A 14,509-nucleotide genomic window follows, 5' to 3' on the forward strand; every position below is an offset into this window, starting at 1 on the left:
TCAGGCATGGATCGTTATCATCGCGCCATGCCTACCGCCACCCCGCACGACGCCGTGTTCAAGCAATTCCTATCCGACCCGGATACGGCGCGTGATTTCCTCGACATCCACCTGCCGCCGGCGTTGCATGATGTGTGCGACCTATCGACACTTAGCCTGGAACACGGCAGCTTCATCGACCCCGATCTCACGGCTTATTACTCGGACATCCTCTACTCGGTTAAGACACGGGGTGCGCCGGGCTACGTCTACTGCTTGATCGAGCACCAGTCGACCCCCGATAAGCTGATGGCCTTTCGCTTGATGCGCTATTGCCTTGCCGCCATGCAAAGCCATCTGCACAAAGGGCACGATACTCTGCCGCTGGTGGTGCCTTTGCTGTTCTACCACGGCTGCCAAAGCCCTTATCCGCACAGCACCCACTGGTTCGATTTGTTTATCCAGCCGGAACTGGCGGTCAGGCTCTATAACCGGCCCTTCCCGCTGGTTGACGTCACGGTGATACCGGACGAGGAAATCCTGCGGCATAAGCGCGTCGCGCTGCTGGAGCTGGTGCAAAAGCACATCCGCCAGCGTGATATGATGGAACTGATCGACAAGCTAAGCTACCTACTGAAGCTTGGCTCATGCAGCCAAGCACAGCTTGAGTCGCTGTTGAATTACATGCTGCAGGCCGGCGAAACGGCGGAGCCGAAAACCCTGTTGCATGAATTGGCGCACATTGCGCCGCAGTATGAGGAGACCGTGATGACCATTGCAGACAAACTACGTGATGCTGCCCGGCAAGAAGGTCGGCAAGAAGGTCGGCAAGAAGGCCGGCAAGAAGGCCGACAAGAAGGTCGTCAGGAAGGCCGAAAAGAGAGCCTGCAGGAAGTCGCACGCGCCATGCTGGCCAACGGCATCGACCGCGCCATCGTCATGCAATGCACCGGTTTGACCGAATCGGAGCTTGACCGGCTGTATCACTGATCCTCCCCACGAAGTAGGTCTCCTTCCGCCAAACACATCGTGGGCGTTCGCCGCAGGCAACGCACCATGCCCGATTGGCGCGTTGCGTCGCGAACGCGTCCTACAACTCAGCTAGGCCGGTAGAGTTTGATGATGGCCGAAAAATCCAACCGCCCGTCGCCGCGCTGGCTCAAGGCTTGGTAGAGCTGTTCCGCCTGTGCGCCCATGAAGGCCGGTTGATGCGCCGATTTGGCGGCGCAGGTGGCGAGTCCTAGATCCTTGAGCATCAGATCGACGCCGAAACCGCCGCTGTAGCCGCGCCCCGCCGGTGCGCCTTCGACGATGCCAGGGTAAGGATTGTAGGTGTCCGAACTCCAACAGCGCCCGCTGGAGGTATTGATGATGCCTGCCAGGATCGTGGCATCGATGCCGAGCGCGGTGCCAAGCGACATGGCCTCGGCCACTGCCGCCATCGAGACCCCCAATACCAGGTTGTTGCAGATTTTGGCGACCTGGCCCATGCCGACATCGCCGCAGTGCACGATGTTTTTTCCCATGCAGGTAAGCAGCGGGCCGATGCGTTCGAACAAGGCCGGTGTGGCGCCGACCATGAAGGTCAGACTACCGGCCGCCGCGCCGCCGGTGCCGCCGGAAACCGGCGCGTCGGCGAACGGATTGCCTTGGCGCCCGGCCAGTTCGGCGCAGGCCAGGGCACTCGCCGGATCGACGGTGCTGCAATCGACGAGCGGCACGTCCGGGCCGATGCCCGCCAGTACACCCTCTTCGCTCGTCAACACGCTACGCACATGGGCCGCTGCCGGCAGCATGGTGAACACACATTCGGCGCCCTCCACTGCGGCGCGCGGCGATACGACGGCTTGCGCCCCGGCTGCCGCCAACGCTTGCATGGCGCCCGGATTCAGATCGAACACCCGCAGTGCATGGCCGGCTTTGAGTAGGTTGTGCGCCATGGGCCCGCCCATATTGCCCAAACCGATAAAAGCGATATTCATGTCGATACTCCTCAGCGCAGGCGAATGGTGGTGTTGACGCCGCCTTCCGCGGTTTCGTCGTCGAACCAGCGCGCAGTGACGGTCTTGGTTTGGGTGTAGAACTGCACGACCTGTTTGCCGTAAGGGCCGAGATCGCCCAGCTTCGAGCCGCGCGAACCGGTAAAACTGAAGAAGGGCAGCGGTACCGGGATCGGTACATTGATACCGACCTGACCGACGTCGATTTCCGACTGGAACTTGCGCGCCGCCGCGCCGCTTTGTGTGAACAGCCCGACGCCATTGCCGAACGGGTTGCGGTTTACCAGCGCGATGGCCTCGTCCAGTGTGTCGACGGTCAGGACCAAGAGCACCGGGCCGAAGATTTCCTGCCGGTAGATCTCCATCTCGGTGCTGACATCGGCGAACAAGGTTGGCGCGATGAAATTGCCCTGCGGGTAACCGGGTACAAGGATGCCGCGACCGTCGAGTACCAGCTTGGCCCCTTCGCGCACGCCCGATTCGATCAGACCGAGAATGCGCGCCTGCGCGGCGCGCGAGATGACCGGGCCGATGTCGGTGCCCGGCTCGCAGCCGGCGTTGACCTTAAGCGTCCGGGCGCGCTCGACGATATCCGGCAGCCAGGCCGATGCGGCACCGACCAGCACCGCGACCGATGTGGCCATGCAACGCTGCCCGGCTGCGCCGAAGCCGGCGCCCACCAGTGCATTGACCGTCTGCTCTCGATTGGCATCCGGCAACACCACCGCATGGTTCTTGGCGCCCATCATGGCCTGTACGCGCTTACCATGTTCGCTGGCCAGCCGGTGAACGTGGGTGCCGACAGCCGTCGAGCCGACAAACGACACTGCCTTGATACGCTCGTGCGTACACAACATGTCGACCACTTCCTTGCCGCCGTGCACCACATTGAGCACCCCATTGGGGATGCCGGCTTCCAGCGCCAATTCGACCAATTGCATGGTCGACAACGGGTCTTGCTCAGACGGTTTGAGTACGAAGGTATTGCCGCAGACGATGGCCATCGGGAACATCCACAGCGGAATCATCGCCGGAAAGTTGAACGGCGTGATGCCGGCGCACACGCCGATCGGCTGGCGCAGCGTGTAAGTATCGACGCCGCCGGCGACGTTCTCGGCGAATTCGCCCAATTGCAGCGTACCGATCGAGCAAGCGTGCTCGACCACTTCCAACCCGCGGAAAATGTCGCCCTCGGCATCGGCCAGCGTCTTGCCCTGTTCGGCGGTCAGGGTCTTGGCAATGCGCGGCAGATTGGCGCGGATCAGTTCCTGGAATTTGAGCATGATGCGCATACGCGCGGAGAGCGGGGTGTTCTTCCAGCCTGCGAAGGCCGCCTGGGCGGCGGCGATGGCGGCTTCGACCTCGGCGGCGGTGGCGAAGGGGACGCGTGCCAGGACTTCTTGGGTTGCGGGGTTGATCACCTCGCGCCAGTCGCGGCTTTGCGAGTCGACGAACTCGCCGTTGATCAACAGTTTGACGATGGCCGGTCCGGGCTTCAGCGGATAGGCGTTCATGATGGTCTCTCTCTCGTTGTGTGGTTGTGCGGGCTTGTCCCAGCCCTGGGTGGTTCGAGCGAATGCCGTGCGTTGCTGCGCGAACGCACGCTACAAGCTTAGGACAGGGAGACTGCAATAGTGCATTGCACGCCGACGAGTGCACACTACGCGAATGCACCTGTCGACCTGGCACTTGGGACAGGTTGGCGCACATGCTACGGGAGTGAGGATTTCAGGCGGTTTGGCGAGCGAACACCTGGCGGCCGCCTACCCAGGTGGCCTGGACGATGCCGTCGTCGTCGATCGCCGTCAGGCTGGCGGTCTTGCCCGGGGCGATATCGCCCAGGTCGTGGCGGCCGAGTGCTCTGGCGCCATTGCGGCTGGCCAGCCGCCAGGCCTCTGCCAGCGGCAGGCCGAGCCAGCGCTGTAGGTTGCCGACCGCGTCGATCAGGTGCAGCGTGCTGCCGGCCAGCCCGCCGTCGTCGGCGCGTACTACGCCGTCTTGCATATGTACGGTCAATTCACCCAGACGGTAATCGCCGTCCGGCATGCCGGTGGCGCGCATGGCATCGGTGATCAACACTAGCCGTTCTGGGCCGACGGCGCGCCAGGCGATGTCGATGGCGGCGGGGTGGACATGGTGGCCATCGGCGATGAGTTCGACCATGGCGTCGTGGCTGACCAAGCCGGCGCCGACCACGCCTGGGTCGCGGTGGTGCAGGCCGCGCATACCGTTGTAGCAGTGCACGATGCCGCCGGCGCCGGACTGCAACGCCGCACGGGTCTGGTCGTAGCTGGCGTCGGAGTGGCCGATCAGCACGCGAACGCCCCGGGCGCGCAGCCAGCCAATGGCGGACGCAGCGCCTGGCAGTTCGGCGGCCAGTGCGACGGTATTGAGGCTACCGTCGGCGAGCGCATGCCAGCGCGCGATTTCGTCGAGGGCAATCGATCGCATCAATGGCACCGGATGCGCGCCGCAACATTTGGCGGTGAAGTAAGGCCCTTCCAGGTAGCTGCCGACCAGTTCGGCGCCGGACAAACCGCGCGCCCGACTTTCGCGTACCTGGATCAGTGCCGCCTCGATTCGTTCGACCGGGGCCGTGACCGTGGTGGCGGCGAAAGCGCCGACGCCATGGCGAGCGAAGTGATGCGACATGGTGTCGAGCGCCGCATGGTCGGCGTCCATGACGTCGGCGCCCAGCGCACCGTGCACATGACTGTCGACCAGCGCCGGCAAGAGCCGCCACGACCCGAGGTCGAGATCGTGTCCGGCATCGGTACCGACCGCAGCGATCCGGCCGTCAGCCGCAATACGCACCACGCCATTGTCGAGCCAGCCCTGAGCGGTCAATACCCGCGCGGCGCGTAGTCGCAAAGGGTTACAGTCCATCGGCCATCTCGCTGTGCTGGCGCTTTTTCGCCAGTTGTTCCGCCAGACTGGTGATGCCGGCGCGGCCGGTCTCCACCGCGCGCTGGCGGCATTCGGCGGCGCTGGCACAGTCGTCGCGTTCGAACAGCATATCGGCGAACAGCGCCAAATTCATCCCGGCTACCACTTCGATGCCGGGCCGTTCCTGCACCAGGCGCGCCGCGGTTCGAAACGGCGAGCCGCCCAGAAGATCGGTCACGATCAGTACCTGTGGATTGGCGCAGCGCGCGAGTGCCGCGCGTAGATCGCGCTCCAATTGCTCGGTGCCGATGCCTTCGGGAAAGTCGACGACGAACAGCTCGGGCTGGGCGCCGAAGACCTGGGTGATGGCTTCGTTCAGGCCGCTGGCGATATGGCCGTGGCCGGACAGGATCAGAGAAATCATTTCACGCTCCGGGCGGTCTGTGCCGCCATACGATTGTACGTGGCCGCACAAGGCGGCCGGCGGCATCGGCGTACCGGGCCGATGCCGCCAAGGGGATGGTTAGAGGAAGCCGATCAGTTTGCCGAGCACGCCGAATACCACGGTCAGACCGATCAGTTTCACCGGCGAGAAGCCCTTCTTCATCAGGCTATAGACCAACAGCGTGAAACCGAGCGGCAGCAAGTTGGGCATCAGCTTGTCCAGTACGCCGGTTTGCAGTTCGATGCGCGCCGCGCCGGCATGTATCTGCAGCGGCGTGCTCAAGTGCACGTAGGAGGCGATCAGTGCGCCGATCACCGACATGCCGACGATGGATGCGGCGTGCGAGATCTTCTTGGTGCTGGTTTTGAGCAGATGCAGCGCACCCAGGCCCGTGCGGTAGCCATAGTGGGCGAGACCGAAGCGCAGGCCGAAATGCAGCGCGTTGAACAGCAACAGGAACAGGATCGGCCCGAACAAGCTGCCCTCCAGCGCCAGCGAGGCGCCGATACCGGCGCAGATCGGCAGCCAGGTCAACCAGAACATCGCGTCGCCGATACCGCCTAGCGGTCCCATCAGCGCGACTTTCACCGCGCGGATGGTCGAGAGCTTCTCTTTGTTCTGCTCCATCGCCAGCACGATGCCGGACAAGAAGGTGACGTCGAACGGATGGACGTTGAGAAACTCCAGGTGCATGCGCATCGAGTTGGATAGGTCTTCCGGCTGCCGATGGATTTTGCGCAGCGCCGGGATCAAGGTGAACAACCAGCCGCCGGCCTGCATGCGTTCGTAGTTGAACGAGGCCTGCAAAGCCAGCGAGCGCCAGGCCATCCGGTTGATATCCTGCGTGCTCAGCGGTTCGGCCGGCGTGCTGTCGTAGTAGTCGTCGCGGCTGGCATCGGCGGTCGCCAATGCCTGTTGCATGCGCTTGTCCGCCTTGGCGGCCAGTTCAGCCTCGGTAGCGTTAAATCCCATCTTGCGCCTCCACTGGGTGGGTTGCGGCCGCCGCTTCCAACCGGGCGGTGTTGAAGAAGTCGATCATGGCGACGGCCAGCGCGGCGAGCGCAATGGCCAGGATCGGCAGATGCAGGTAGGTGACGCCGAGGAAGCCCAGGATGAAATAAGCCACGTAGTTACGGCTGAGCATGATCTTCATCAGCAAGGCGAAACCGATGGCCGGCATCATGCCGCCCGCCACCGACAGTCCATCGAGCAGCCACTGCGGCGCCGCCTTGACCAGGTTGCCCGCGGCGGCGGCACCGAAGTAGACCGGCAGGAAAGCGACGACGAAATAGAAGCAGAACAGCACGCCCATACCGGCGTAGTTGACCCATTCGACGCCGCGCCAGTTGCCGGCCTTCACCATGTCGTCGCACTTGTGCATCAGCGGAGAGAACACCGTGAACAGGATGGTGATACAGCCCTGTACCGCGATGGAAAACGGCACCGCCACGCCGATGGCCACCGTGGGGGGCGACTTGGTCAGGATCGCGAAGGCGGTACCGATGACGCCGCCGATCACCACGTTGGGCGGCTGGGCGCCGGCCAATGGCACCATGCCCATCCACACCAGTTCCAAACTGCCGCCGACCAAGAGGCCGGTATGCAAGTCGCCCAGCACCAATCCGACCAGCGGCCCGAGTACGACCGGGCGATGGAAGTGGGTCAGGCCGTCGAACAGATCGACCCCGGCCAGCCCGGCCAAAAGCGCGATCAATAACGATTCTGTCAGCATGTGTCTCCTCCTTGCGGGTTTATAGAGCAGCTTCTTACAGCAACCGGCTGATCGGTTCGCCGACTTCGTCCGGTACGCGGCGGATTTCGCAGTGGATGCCGCGCGCCTCCAGTTCGCGGAACGCCGCGATATCGTCCTCGTCCACAGAAACGGTTTTGTGGATCTGGCGTTTGCCGTCGGCGAAATGCATGTTGCCGACATTGATCTGCTTGATCGGTACGCCGCCCTCGACCAGGGTCAGCACATCGCGCGGCGTTTTGCACACGATCAGGATCTTCTGCCGCTCTGCCGCTTTGTGGATGACCTCGGCGGTTTTGGACAATGTGAAGTAGCGTGTCTGGACGCCCTCGGCGACCACCATGTCCATCAACTGCTGTTGAACCGGATCGCCGGCCGCTTCGTCGTTGGCGACCAAGATCAGATTGGCGCCCAGGCTGCCGGTCCAGGTGACCCCCACCTGGCCGTGCACCAGGCGGTTGTCGATCCGGGTCAGAAGAATATTTGGCGTACTCATTTCGATTTCCCTGTGTTCTTGATGAGCGTAGTGCGTGTTGTCCCGCCGAATCGGCGATTGCGCCGGCGCAGCTAAAGGTTAAGTGGTTCGCATGGTTGTGTCGCCGAGAAATGGTCGGTTGGGCGGCATGCGGCCGCGTAATGCGCCAGTGTCTGTCGGATGGCATGCAGCGCCAGTGCCCGGCCGGACGGCGCGATCTGCCCCGCGCGCACCGCCTCGAAGGCCGGCGGCCGGTACTGACTCAATAGGGCCAGCGGCAGCGGGCCGGCTGTGGCGGCGAGCAGGCGCTCGATTTCGGTCATCACCGCCGCGTCGCCCAGGTAATAACGCGAACGGTCGCTGAAGCTGAATCGGCGTGCGTAAGCCAGCTCGGCCTCGTTGCCGTGGTAGTGCTTGCGCCAATGCACTGGATTGGCGCGCATCGCCTGATCCAGTACTTCGCGTAGTCGGGACGGTTGCAACGATGGGTCGCGGCCGCACAGTTCGTGTTCGATCAATTCCAGGGCAAACAGCGCTTCACGCAAAGCGAAGGTCAGCGCCGGGCCGACTTTGAGAATGGCGAAACGGTCTTCGACCAACTCGCGCAGAGCCTGCGGTGTCTGGTAATCGGTCGAATGGGCTTCGTACATCCATGGTGCTTGGTTGGCAATGGCTTGCACCAGTGCTTGCGCGGTATCGCGCCGATAGGCATGGATGCTGGCGTCGCCGAATTCCACCCCCGGCTGCACCACCAGCGCCACCACGCGTTCCCAGGCGGCATCCAGCCCCAGCTTACGGAAGGCCGACTGGCTGATGGCCAGCGTCAATCCCACATCTTCGGCCGAGGTCGGCTGTAGGCCCTGTTCTTCGTCGGTGGCGCCGCCCGGCGTCGGCACCTCGGTGCCGATGACATAGACCGGCGGCTGTTTGCCGGGCCGCCTGGCCTGGGCCTGTTCGGCGCGCAGGCACAGGGCGGCGGCACGCTCGGCGATGCATTGATCCGGCAAGGGCTCGGGGTCGTCGGCGCAGCGCATGCTGGCATCCAGGTGGATCTTGTCGAAGCCGGCGAGCACGTAGGCCTCGACCATATCGCCGGCTTTACGCATGGCAAGTGCCGCCGGTTCATCCTGCCAGGGGCTGGGACCCAGATGGTCGCCGCCCAGAATCAGATTCGACAGCGGCAGCCCCTCTTCCCGAGCAAGCGTGTGCACGAAACGGGCGAAGTCGGCCGGGGTCATGCCGGTGTAGCCGCCGAACTGGTTGACTTGGTTGCAGGTGGCTTCGATCAACAGCGGCGAGCCGTCGGCCAGGCTTTGTTGCATGGCGGCGGTCAATACCAGTGGATGGGCCGAGCATATCGATGGGATACCGCTGACCAGCCCTTGCCGGCGTAGGGCGCGGAGACGCAGCAGGGCATTCACGAGCATTCTCCCAATCGTTCGGCGGGGCGTTGCTCGCACGGATAGATGGTGACGCCGCGTACCACGCGCGAAATGCTGCCCGACGGCGAGGGATTGTCCGGACTCAGCCCCAGCGCCAAGGCGCGATAGACGCCAAGCACCTGAGCCGGCAACACGCTGCAGATCGCGCGTTCTTCATCGGCGAGCCCCGCGCCGGCGCCGAGCGACAAGGTCGCCGAAGAGGATGAACGGGCGATCAGGCCGTCGCCCACGCCCAGGTGGAAGAGGCCGGGCACGCTGCCGGCGGCGATTTCCCGCACCAAATCCTGCTCATAGGCGCGCAGATCCGGCCGGCTTGAGAATAGGAAAATCAGCAAGGTGTGCTCGTCGATCACGGCCTTCGGCCCGTGCCGGAAGCCGAGGAAGGAGTCATAGGAACACATCACCGCACCGTTGGTCAGTTCTTGCATTTTCAGATGAGACTCGCGCGCGGCGCCGCGCAATGGTCCGGCACCCAATACGACTGCGCGGTGGAAATCGAGCTCGGCGATGTGGCGTAGAACTTCGCCTTGCTCGTGCAGGATCAGCCGGGCCGTGTCGGCCAGCAGTTCGACGCGGGCCTCGGCCCGCGGCAGTCCGCGCGGATCGCACAGCAGCCAGCCCGCCAGGCTCATGGCGGTGAAGCTGCCGGTCATCGCCAGCCCCTTGTCGTTGGCGGCGGTGGGCAGGGTCAGCACATACACCGGGTGGCGACTGCTGTATTGCGCCAGCTCGCCTTCGGCATTGCAGGTGATGATCAGGTGCATGACGTCGCTCAGGCAGGCGTCGGCCCGCTCAAGCGCCGCGACGCTTTCCGGGCTGCTGCCCGAGCGGGCGAAGGAAATCAACAGGGTCGGCGCATCGTGCGCGAAGCACTCGTCCGGGTGGGTGACGATATCGGTTGTCGGGACTGCGCGCACGGCGCGACCGGTCTTGCGGGCGAATGCGCCTTGCAGCAGTTCGCCGATGAAGGCGGAGGAGCCGGCGCCGGTGAGAACGATTTCGCGGCCGCGGTCGGCTAGCGCCAACATGAGAAAGTCGTTGAGAGGGCGTGCCGCTTCCATCAGGCACTGCCAGGTGGCCAACCACAGATCGGGTTGGCCAAGGATTTCCGGCATGGTGTGGGCGGCATGCAGTGCCTGCTGGGCAGGACGGTCAAACTCGGCAAAGACGGGGTTCATGTCCCTGGTCTCCTATATCGATCAGATTTCGCTCGTCATTTAGGCATAATGACTGCTTATTTGTGAGCGAACATGATTGATACTAATACAAAACGATCATAAACATGCAATATGAAACAGAGGCAAGACGCGAAATGCCGTTGCAGTTGTGGTATTCTTTGTCCTATGCGACAAGAAACCCGACTGAGCCTGATCCTCGACTTGTTGGCGGAAAAAGGCAGCGTGACCGTGACGGAACTCGTCGAGGCGCTGGAGGCTTCCAGCGCGTCGATCAGGCGCGATCTCGAATTGCTGGAAAGCCAGCATCTACTGTCGCGCACGCATGGCGGCGCGGTGGCGGGCGGCTTGGCTTATGAGCTGCCGCTACGCTATCGAGGCGGGAGAAACAAGGAAGAGAAGCAACGCATCGCCGCCGTGGCGGCGACGCGGGTCGGCGAGGGCCCGCTGTCGCTGGGCTTGACCGGCGGCACCACCACCACCGAAGTGGCGCGCGCACTGGTCAACCACAAGGGGCTGACCATTGTGACCAATGCGCTGAACATCGCATCCGAATTGGCGTTGCGCCCCAATTTGAAGCTGATCGTCACCGGCGGCACCGCGCGCAGCGAATCCTACGAGCTGGTGGGGCCGCTGGCCGAGGCGAGTCTGGAGGGGATGAATCTGGATCTGGCCTTTGTCGGCGTCGACGGCATCAGCGCCGATGTCGGCTTGAGCACGCACCACGAGGTCGAAGCCCACACCAACCGTGTGTTGATCGAGCGGACGCGTCGGGTCATCGTGGTGGCAGACGGTTCCAAGGTCGGCCATAAGGCCTTTGCCCGTATCTGTCCGCCGAGCGGTGTGAGCGAATTGATCACCGATGCCAGCGCCGACGCCGACGCGTTGCAGCAGTTGGAAAACGCCGGCATCAAAGTGACACTCGCCTGATTCAACACCGCGCCAGCGGATTGGGCGTCGGTTCGCCGATCTTTTGCAGATGGTTGCGGTCGGTGTGATGGAACAGCTCGTCGCGGCCGAGAATCTTCATCACGGTATCTTCGTCGTATGCCCAGCTACCGTCGTCGTGAATCGTCACCTTGATGCGAAATTCCACGGTATCGAAGGCATGCTCCAAAAATGCGCTGGAACTGATGCCGCAGCCGGTGCCGCCTTTGGTGGCGACCAGCTCGAAAGTCTTGGCCTCCGGTGTCGCCTTGCCCGTCGCCAACACCGCCATGCCGCGCGGAATGGTCAACGTGTGCATCACCGTGCCGGTCGCCGGCTCCCACAACCAGTACCCCACCTGATCGTGATAGGTTTCCACCTCGCCCGGCTTGACGATATGGGTGTGATAACGCAGGCCGTACAGTAACTGCGGCCCATTGGGCTGCGGATCGATCGGCTGCAGTTCCATCCGTTCCACGTAAGCCTGCTCCTCCCGGCCTTCGGCCACCGGCTTGATGTCCAGGCCGCGCACGCTTTGCCAAATGCCGGCCATGGCGCGCAACGGGCCGAGATTATTCAGGGTGTGGATGTCCCGGTCGTCGTCTTCGGTGTAGATATCTTGAGCGAATTCCTGCATGTCCGGCCTCTCGGTGAAATAAACCATTGTCCTGGCCGATTTTACCCTCCCGCACGCCGCGCCGCGATTTTCCTTTTTTCCAAGAAACTGTCTCCTCGTTCCTCGTCTGGTTTCGCTGTCCGCCTGCCGACATGATGGGCCCAACGTTTACTTGATGAAGGATGAAGACGATGAAAGCCGTTGCCTATTACCGCAACCTTCCCATCGAGGCACCCGATGCCTTGCTGGATATCGAATTGCCCGATCCGGAGCCGGGGCCGCGCGACTTACTGGTCGAAGTCGCCGCGGTGTCGGTCAACCCGGTCGACGTCAAGGTCCGCGCCGGTATGGCACCGCCGGAAGGGAGCGCCAAAGTCCTGGGTTGGGACGCCGCCGGGGTGGTTCGCGCGGTGGGGCGCGACGTGACGCTGTTCCAACCCGGGGATCGCGTCTGGTACGCCGGGGATTTGCAACGACCAGGCAGCAACGCCGAATGGCAGGCGGTGGATGAACGTCTGGTCGGACATATGCCGCGTTCGCTCGATTTTGCCGCCGCCGCCGCACTGCCGCTGACCAGTATCACCGCTTGGGAGTTATTGTTCGACCGGCTGCAGATTGCCGAGGGGGCGGCATCGAACGGCCAGTCGCTGCTGATTGTCGGCGCAGCCGGCGGGGTCGGCTCGATCATGCTGCAACTGGCGCGTCAGTTGACCGGCGTCACGGTGATCGGCACGGCTTCGCGGCCGGAAACCGCGGCTTGGGTGCGCGAGTTGGGGGCGCATCATGTCATCGATCACAGCCAGCCGTTGGCCGAACAGTTGCGGCGGCAGGGTATTGAATACGTCGATTTTGTCGCCGGCCTAAACCAGACCGATCGCCATTTAGATCAGATCGTCGAAGCGTTGCGTCCGCAGGGGCGGTTGGCATTGATCGACGACCCCGAGTCGCTCGATGTGCGCCTGCTGAAACGTAAGAGCCTGTCGTTGCATTGGGAATTTATGTACACCCGCTCGCTGTACGCCACGGAGGACATGATCGAACAGCATCGGTTGTTGGCGCGCGTGGCCGAACTGGTCGACGCCGGTACGCTGAAGTCCACCCTGACCGAAAAGTTCGGCCGCATCGTCGCCGCGGATCTGAAGCGGGCGCATGCCTTCATCGAGCGCAACCAGGCGCGCGGCAAGGTGGTGTTGGCGGGGTTTTGAGCGTTATTCGCCAGCCAGATAGTCGGCGATGCGTTGCTGCAGGAAGCGGCGCAGCCGATCGATGGCAGGCGACAGCATCTTGCGATGCGGGCACAACAGGTACAGCGGCGCGGCCTCGCCTTGCCAATCGTCGAGCACGGTCTGCAGGTGGCCGGCGCGCAGATCGGCCAGCACATCGAGACGGGATTTGTAGGCCAGGCCGAAGCCGGCCAGCGCCCAGTGCCGCACCAGATTGCCATCGTCCGCGGCGCGGTCGCCGCTGACCGGTACCGTGGTCGGTTGGTCCTCGCGCCAGAAGGTCCATTGATCGTGGGTGGTCTCGTTCAGCATGTAGCGCAGGCAATGGTGACGCCTGAGCGCGTCGGGGTTGGCCGGCCGGCCGTGGTGGCGCAGGTAGTCCGGCGCGGCCACCAGCACGCGCCGGTTGTCGGCCGCCAAGGGCAGCGCGACCAGCGACGAATCTTCCGGTTGACCATAGCGCACGGCGAGATCCACCGGTTGTTTGAACAGATCGGTCAGGTGGTCGCTGATGCGCACCCGTAGCGACAGCTCCGGGTACTGTTGCATGAAGGTGTCGAGCCAGGGGACCAGCAGATTGCGGCCCAGATCCGATGGGATGGCCAGCGTCAACGGGCCGCCGATTTGTTGCTGCTCGCGCGCCAAGGTATCGCGCCCCGCCTGCAGCGACTCCAGCGCGGCGCGGGCGTGAGTCAGATAGTGTTCGCCGTGGCGGGTTAGGCGCAGACTGCGGGTCGAGCGCGCCAAAAGACGCGTGCCCAGCTCGTCCTCCAGGCGCTTGATGGCGGCGCTGGCGACCGCCGGGGTGAGATCCAGCTCGCGCGCGGCGGCCGACAGACTGCCGCTGTCGGCCGCCAGCACGAAAATCGCCAGGTCGTTGAGGCGCATTAGAGGCGGGTGATCACAGCCTCGGCCGGCAAGCGCGACTTCGGCAATTGGGCGTTGAAGTCTTCGCCGCTACGATAACCGAGCGCGACGATCACCGAGCTGACCAGGCCGCGTTCGTGCAGGCCGAGCACCTCGTCCAGTACGATTTGGTCGAAACCTTCGATCGGGCAGGCATCGATGCCCAGGGCTCCGGCGCCGAGCAGCAGCGTCCCGACCGCCAAATAAACCTGCTTTTCCATCCAATGCTGCACATCGCGGCGCTCGAAGCGGTGCATGTCGACGTAGAACGAGCGGGTGCGATGGTAATTGGCGCGCGATTCATCGCTACGCAGTCGTCCGTCGCTCGTCTCTTGATCCAGTAGCGCGCTCAGGTGGGCGTCGTCCAGCGTGGCGCGGGTACAGAACACCACCACATGCGAGGCGTTGCGGATTTTCGGATCGTTGGAGCTATAGGTACCCTGAACCGCTTGGGCGATCCGCGCCTTGCCTTCGTCGCTCTCGGCGATGAAGAAGTGCCAGGGCTGCGAGTTGGTGGAAGAAGGGCCGAAGCGCAGCAGCGTTTCGATCTGGTTAACCACGTCGGCCGGGATTTTGCGCGTCGGGTCGAAAGCCTTGGTGGCGTGGCGGGTCAAGGCGATTTCGGCAATATTCATCATCGGGTATTCCTTTTCCATGGTCGATCGCGTGATTATGCCGGCATACC

At 63.5% G+C, this 14,509-nt stretch carries 15 protein-coding genes; 3 read left to right on the top strand and 12 right to left on the bottom strand.

Annotated elements, in window-relative coordinates; translation table 11 throughout:
- Positions 1-27 precede the first annotated feature (27 nt).
- Positions 28-969 carry an Rpn family recombination-promoting nuclease/putative transposase gene (locus DFP86_RS15805; protein ID WP_133683156.1) on the top strand — a complete coding sequence of 314 codons (942 nt, stop codon included), beginning with the start codon at positions 28-30 and terminating at the stop codon, positions 967-969.
- Positions 970-1,076: 107 nt separating this feature from the next.
- On the opposite strand, the gene mmsB is transcribed toward DFP86_RS15805, so the two are convergent.
- The 9 genes from mmsB to DFP86_RS15850 all read right to left on the bottom strand — a co-directional run bounded on the left by mmsB (position 1,077) and on the right by DFP86_RS15850 (position 10,155).
- A complete protein-coding gene (mmsB, locus tag DFP86_RS15810) occupies positions 1,077-1,961 on the bottom strand; it encodes a 3-hydroxyisobutyrate dehydrogenase (protein ID WP_133683019.1) in 885 nt (294 codons plus the stop codon).
- Between the two features lie 11 nt (positions 1,962-1,972).
- Positions 1,973-3,493: a CoA-acylating methylmalonate-semialdehyde dehydrogenase gene (locus tag DFP86_RS15815; protein WP_133683021.1), complete on the bottom strand. Its 1,521-nt coding sequence runs from the start codon at positions 3,491-3,493 to the stop codon at positions 1,973-1,975.
- A 214-nt stretch (positions 3,494-3,707) separates the two neighbouring features.
- Positions 3,708-4,865, bottom strand: a complete 1,158-nt coding sequence (gene nagA, locus DFP86_RS15820) for an N-acetylglucosamine-6-phosphate deacetylase (protein ID WP_133683023.1) — start codon at positions 4,863-4,865, stop codon at positions 3,708-3,710.
- Positions 4,855-5,289, bottom strand: coding sequence for a PTS galactosamine/N-acetylgalactosamine transporter subunit IIA (gene agaF / locus DFP86_RS15825; RefSeq protein ID WP_133683025.1), 435 nt, complete (start codon positions 5,287-5,289; stop codon positions 4,855-4,857). The genes nagA and agaF overlap by 11 nt, the downstream gene beginning before the upstream one ends.
- A 99-nt stretch (positions 5,290-5,388) precedes the next feature.
- On the bottom strand, positions 5,389-6,282 hold the full coding sequence (locus DFP86_RS15830) for a PTS system mannose/fructose/sorbose family transporter subunit IID (RefSeq protein WP_133683027.1): 894 nt from the start codon (positions 6,280-6,282) through the stop codon (positions 5,389-5,391).
- Complete coding sequence (gene agaW, locus DFP86_RS15835; protein WP_133683029.1) at positions 6,272-7,042, bottom strand: PTS N-acetylgalactosamine transporter subunit IIC; 771 nt, start codon at positions 7,040-7,042, stop codon at positions 6,272-6,274. The genes DFP86_RS15830 and agaW overlap by 11 nt, the downstream gene beginning before the upstream one ends.
- 34 nt (positions 7,043-7,076) lie before the next feature.
- Positions 7,077-7,556: a PTS N-acetylgalactosamine transporter subunit IIB gene (gene agaV, locus DFP86_RS15840; RefSeq protein ID WP_133683031.1), complete on the bottom strand. Its 480-nt coding sequence runs from the start codon at positions 7,554-7,556 to the stop codon at positions 7,077-7,079.
- Positions 7,557-7,627: 71 nt separating this feature from the next.
- Complete coding sequence (locus tag DFP86_RS15845; RefSeq protein WP_208108363.1) at positions 7,628-8,956, bottom strand: class II D-tagatose-bisphosphate aldolase, non-catalytic subunit; 1,329 nt, start codon at positions 8,954-8,956, stop codon at positions 7,628-7,630.
- A complete protein-coding gene (locus tag DFP86_RS15850; RefSeq protein ID WP_133683035.1) occupies positions 8,953-10,155 on the bottom strand; it encodes an SIS domain-containing protein in 1,203 nt (400 codons plus the stop codon). Before DFP86_RS15850 ends, DFP86_RS15845 begins: the two co-directional genes overlap by 4 nt.
- Positions 10,156-10,320: 165 nt before the next feature.
- Between DFP86_RS15850 and DFP86_RS15855 the strand changes: the two genes are divergently transcribed.
- The gene (locus DFP86_RS15855; protein ID WP_133683037.1) at positions 10,321-11,082 is read left to right on the top strand and encodes a DeoR/GlpR family DNA-binding transcription regulator; all 762 of its coding nucleotides are present in this window, start codon (positions 10,321-10,323) and stop codon (positions 11,080-11,082) included.
- Position 11,083: 1 nt separating this feature from the next.
- Here the strand turns inward: DFP86_RS15855 and DFP86_RS15860 are convergent, their stop codons facing one another.
- Complete coding sequence (locus DFP86_RS15860; RefSeq protein ID WP_133683038.1) at positions 11,084-11,716, bottom strand: FABP family protein; 633 nt, start codon at positions 11,714-11,716, stop codon at positions 11,084-11,086.
- 170 nt (positions 11,717-11,886) lie between these two features.
- Between DFP86_RS15860 and DFP86_RS15865 the strand changes: the two genes are divergently transcribed.
- Positions 11,887-12,900, top strand: coding sequence for a zinc-binding alcohol dehydrogenase family protein (locus DFP86_RS15865; protein ID WP_133683039.1), 1,014 nt, complete (start codon positions 11,887-11,889; stop codon positions 12,898-12,900).
- 3 nt (positions 12,901-12,903) lie between these two features.
- Here DFP86_RS15865 and DFP86_RS15870 read toward each other — a convergent pair whose 3' ends face one another.
- Together DFP86_RS15870 and nfsB are read right to left on the bottom strand one after the other, a co-directional pair.
- A complete protein-coding gene (locus tag DFP86_RS15870; protein WP_133683041.1) occupies positions 12,904-13,806 on the bottom strand; it encodes a LysR family transcriptional regulator in 903 nt (300 codons plus the stop codon).
- The gene (gene nfsB / locus DFP86_RS15875) at positions 13,806-14,462 is read right to left on the bottom strand and encodes an oxygen-insensitive NAD(P)H nitroreductase (RefSeq protein ID WP_166642306.1); all 657 of its coding nucleotides are present in this window, start codon (positions 14,460-14,462) and stop codon (positions 13,806-13,808) included. The genes DFP86_RS15870 and nfsB overlap by 1 nt, the downstream gene beginning before the upstream one ends.
- Between the last annotated feature and the right edge of the window lie 47 nt (positions 14,463-14,509).

Origin of the sequence: Paludibacterium purpuratum (assembly GCF_004363805.1) — a bacterium.
GTDB lineage: Bacteria > Pseudomonadota > Gammaproteobacteria > Burkholderiales > Chromobacteriaceae > Paludibacterium > Paludibacterium purpuratum.

Excerpts from the sequence above, each read along its gene's own strand:
- DFP86_RS15850 (WP_133683035.1), bottom strand. The coding sequence starts at position 10,155 with ATGAACCCCGTCTTTGCCGAGTTTGACCGTCCTGCCCAGCAGGCACTG.
- DFP86_RS15815 (WP_133683021.1), bottom strand. The coding sequence starts at position 3,493 with ATGAACGCCTATCCGCTGAAGCCCGGACCGGCCATCGTCAAACTGTTG.
- agaV (WP_133683031.1), bottom strand. The coding sequence starts at position 7,556 with ATGAGTACGCCAAATATTCTTCTGACCCGGATCGACAACCGCCTGGTG.
- agaF (WP_133683025.1), bottom strand. The coding sequence starts at position 5,289 with ATGATTTCTCTGATCCTGTCCGGCCACGGCCATATCGCCAGCGGCCTG.
- DFP86_RS15830 (WP_133683027.1), bottom strand. The coding sequence starts at position 6,282 with ATGGGATTTAACGCTACCGAGGCTGAACTGGCCGCCAAGGCGGACAAG.
- DFP86_RS15870 (WP_133683041.1), bottom strand. The coding sequence starts at position 13,806 with ATGCGCCTCAACGACCTGGCGATTTTCGTGCTGGCGGCCGACAGCGGC.
- mmsB (WP_133683019.1), bottom strand. The coding sequence starts at position 1,961 with ATGAATATCGCTTTTATCGGTTTGGGCAATATGGGCGGGCCCATGGCG.
- DFP86_RS15860 (WP_133683038.1), bottom strand. The coding sequence starts at position 11,716 with ATGCAGGAATTCGCTCAAGATATCTACACCGAAGACGACGACCGGGAC.
- agaW (WP_133683029.1), bottom strand. The coding sequence starts at position 7,042 with ATGCTGACAGAATCGTTATTGATCGCGCTTTTGGCCGGGCTGGCCGGG.
- nfsB (WP_166642306.1), bottom strand. The coding sequence starts at position 14,462 with ATGATGAATATTGCCGAAATCGCCTTGACCCGCCACGCCACCAAGGCT.
- DFP86_RS15865 (WP_133683039.1), top strand. The coding sequence starts at position 11,887 with ATGAAAGCCGTTGCCTATTACCGCAACCTTCCCATCGAGGCACCCGAT.
- DFP86_RS15805 (WP_133683156.1), top strand. The coding sequence starts at position 28 with ATGCCTACCGCCACCCCGCACGACGCCGTGTTCAAGCAATTCCTATCC.
- nagA (WP_133683023.1), bottom strand. The coding sequence starts at position 4,865 with ATGGACTGTAACCCTTTGCGACTACGCGCCGCGCGGGTATTGACCGCT.
- DFP86_RS15855 (WP_133683037.1), top strand. The coding sequence starts at position 10,321 with ATGCGACAAGAAACCCGACTGAGCCTGATCCTCGACTTGTTGGCGGAA.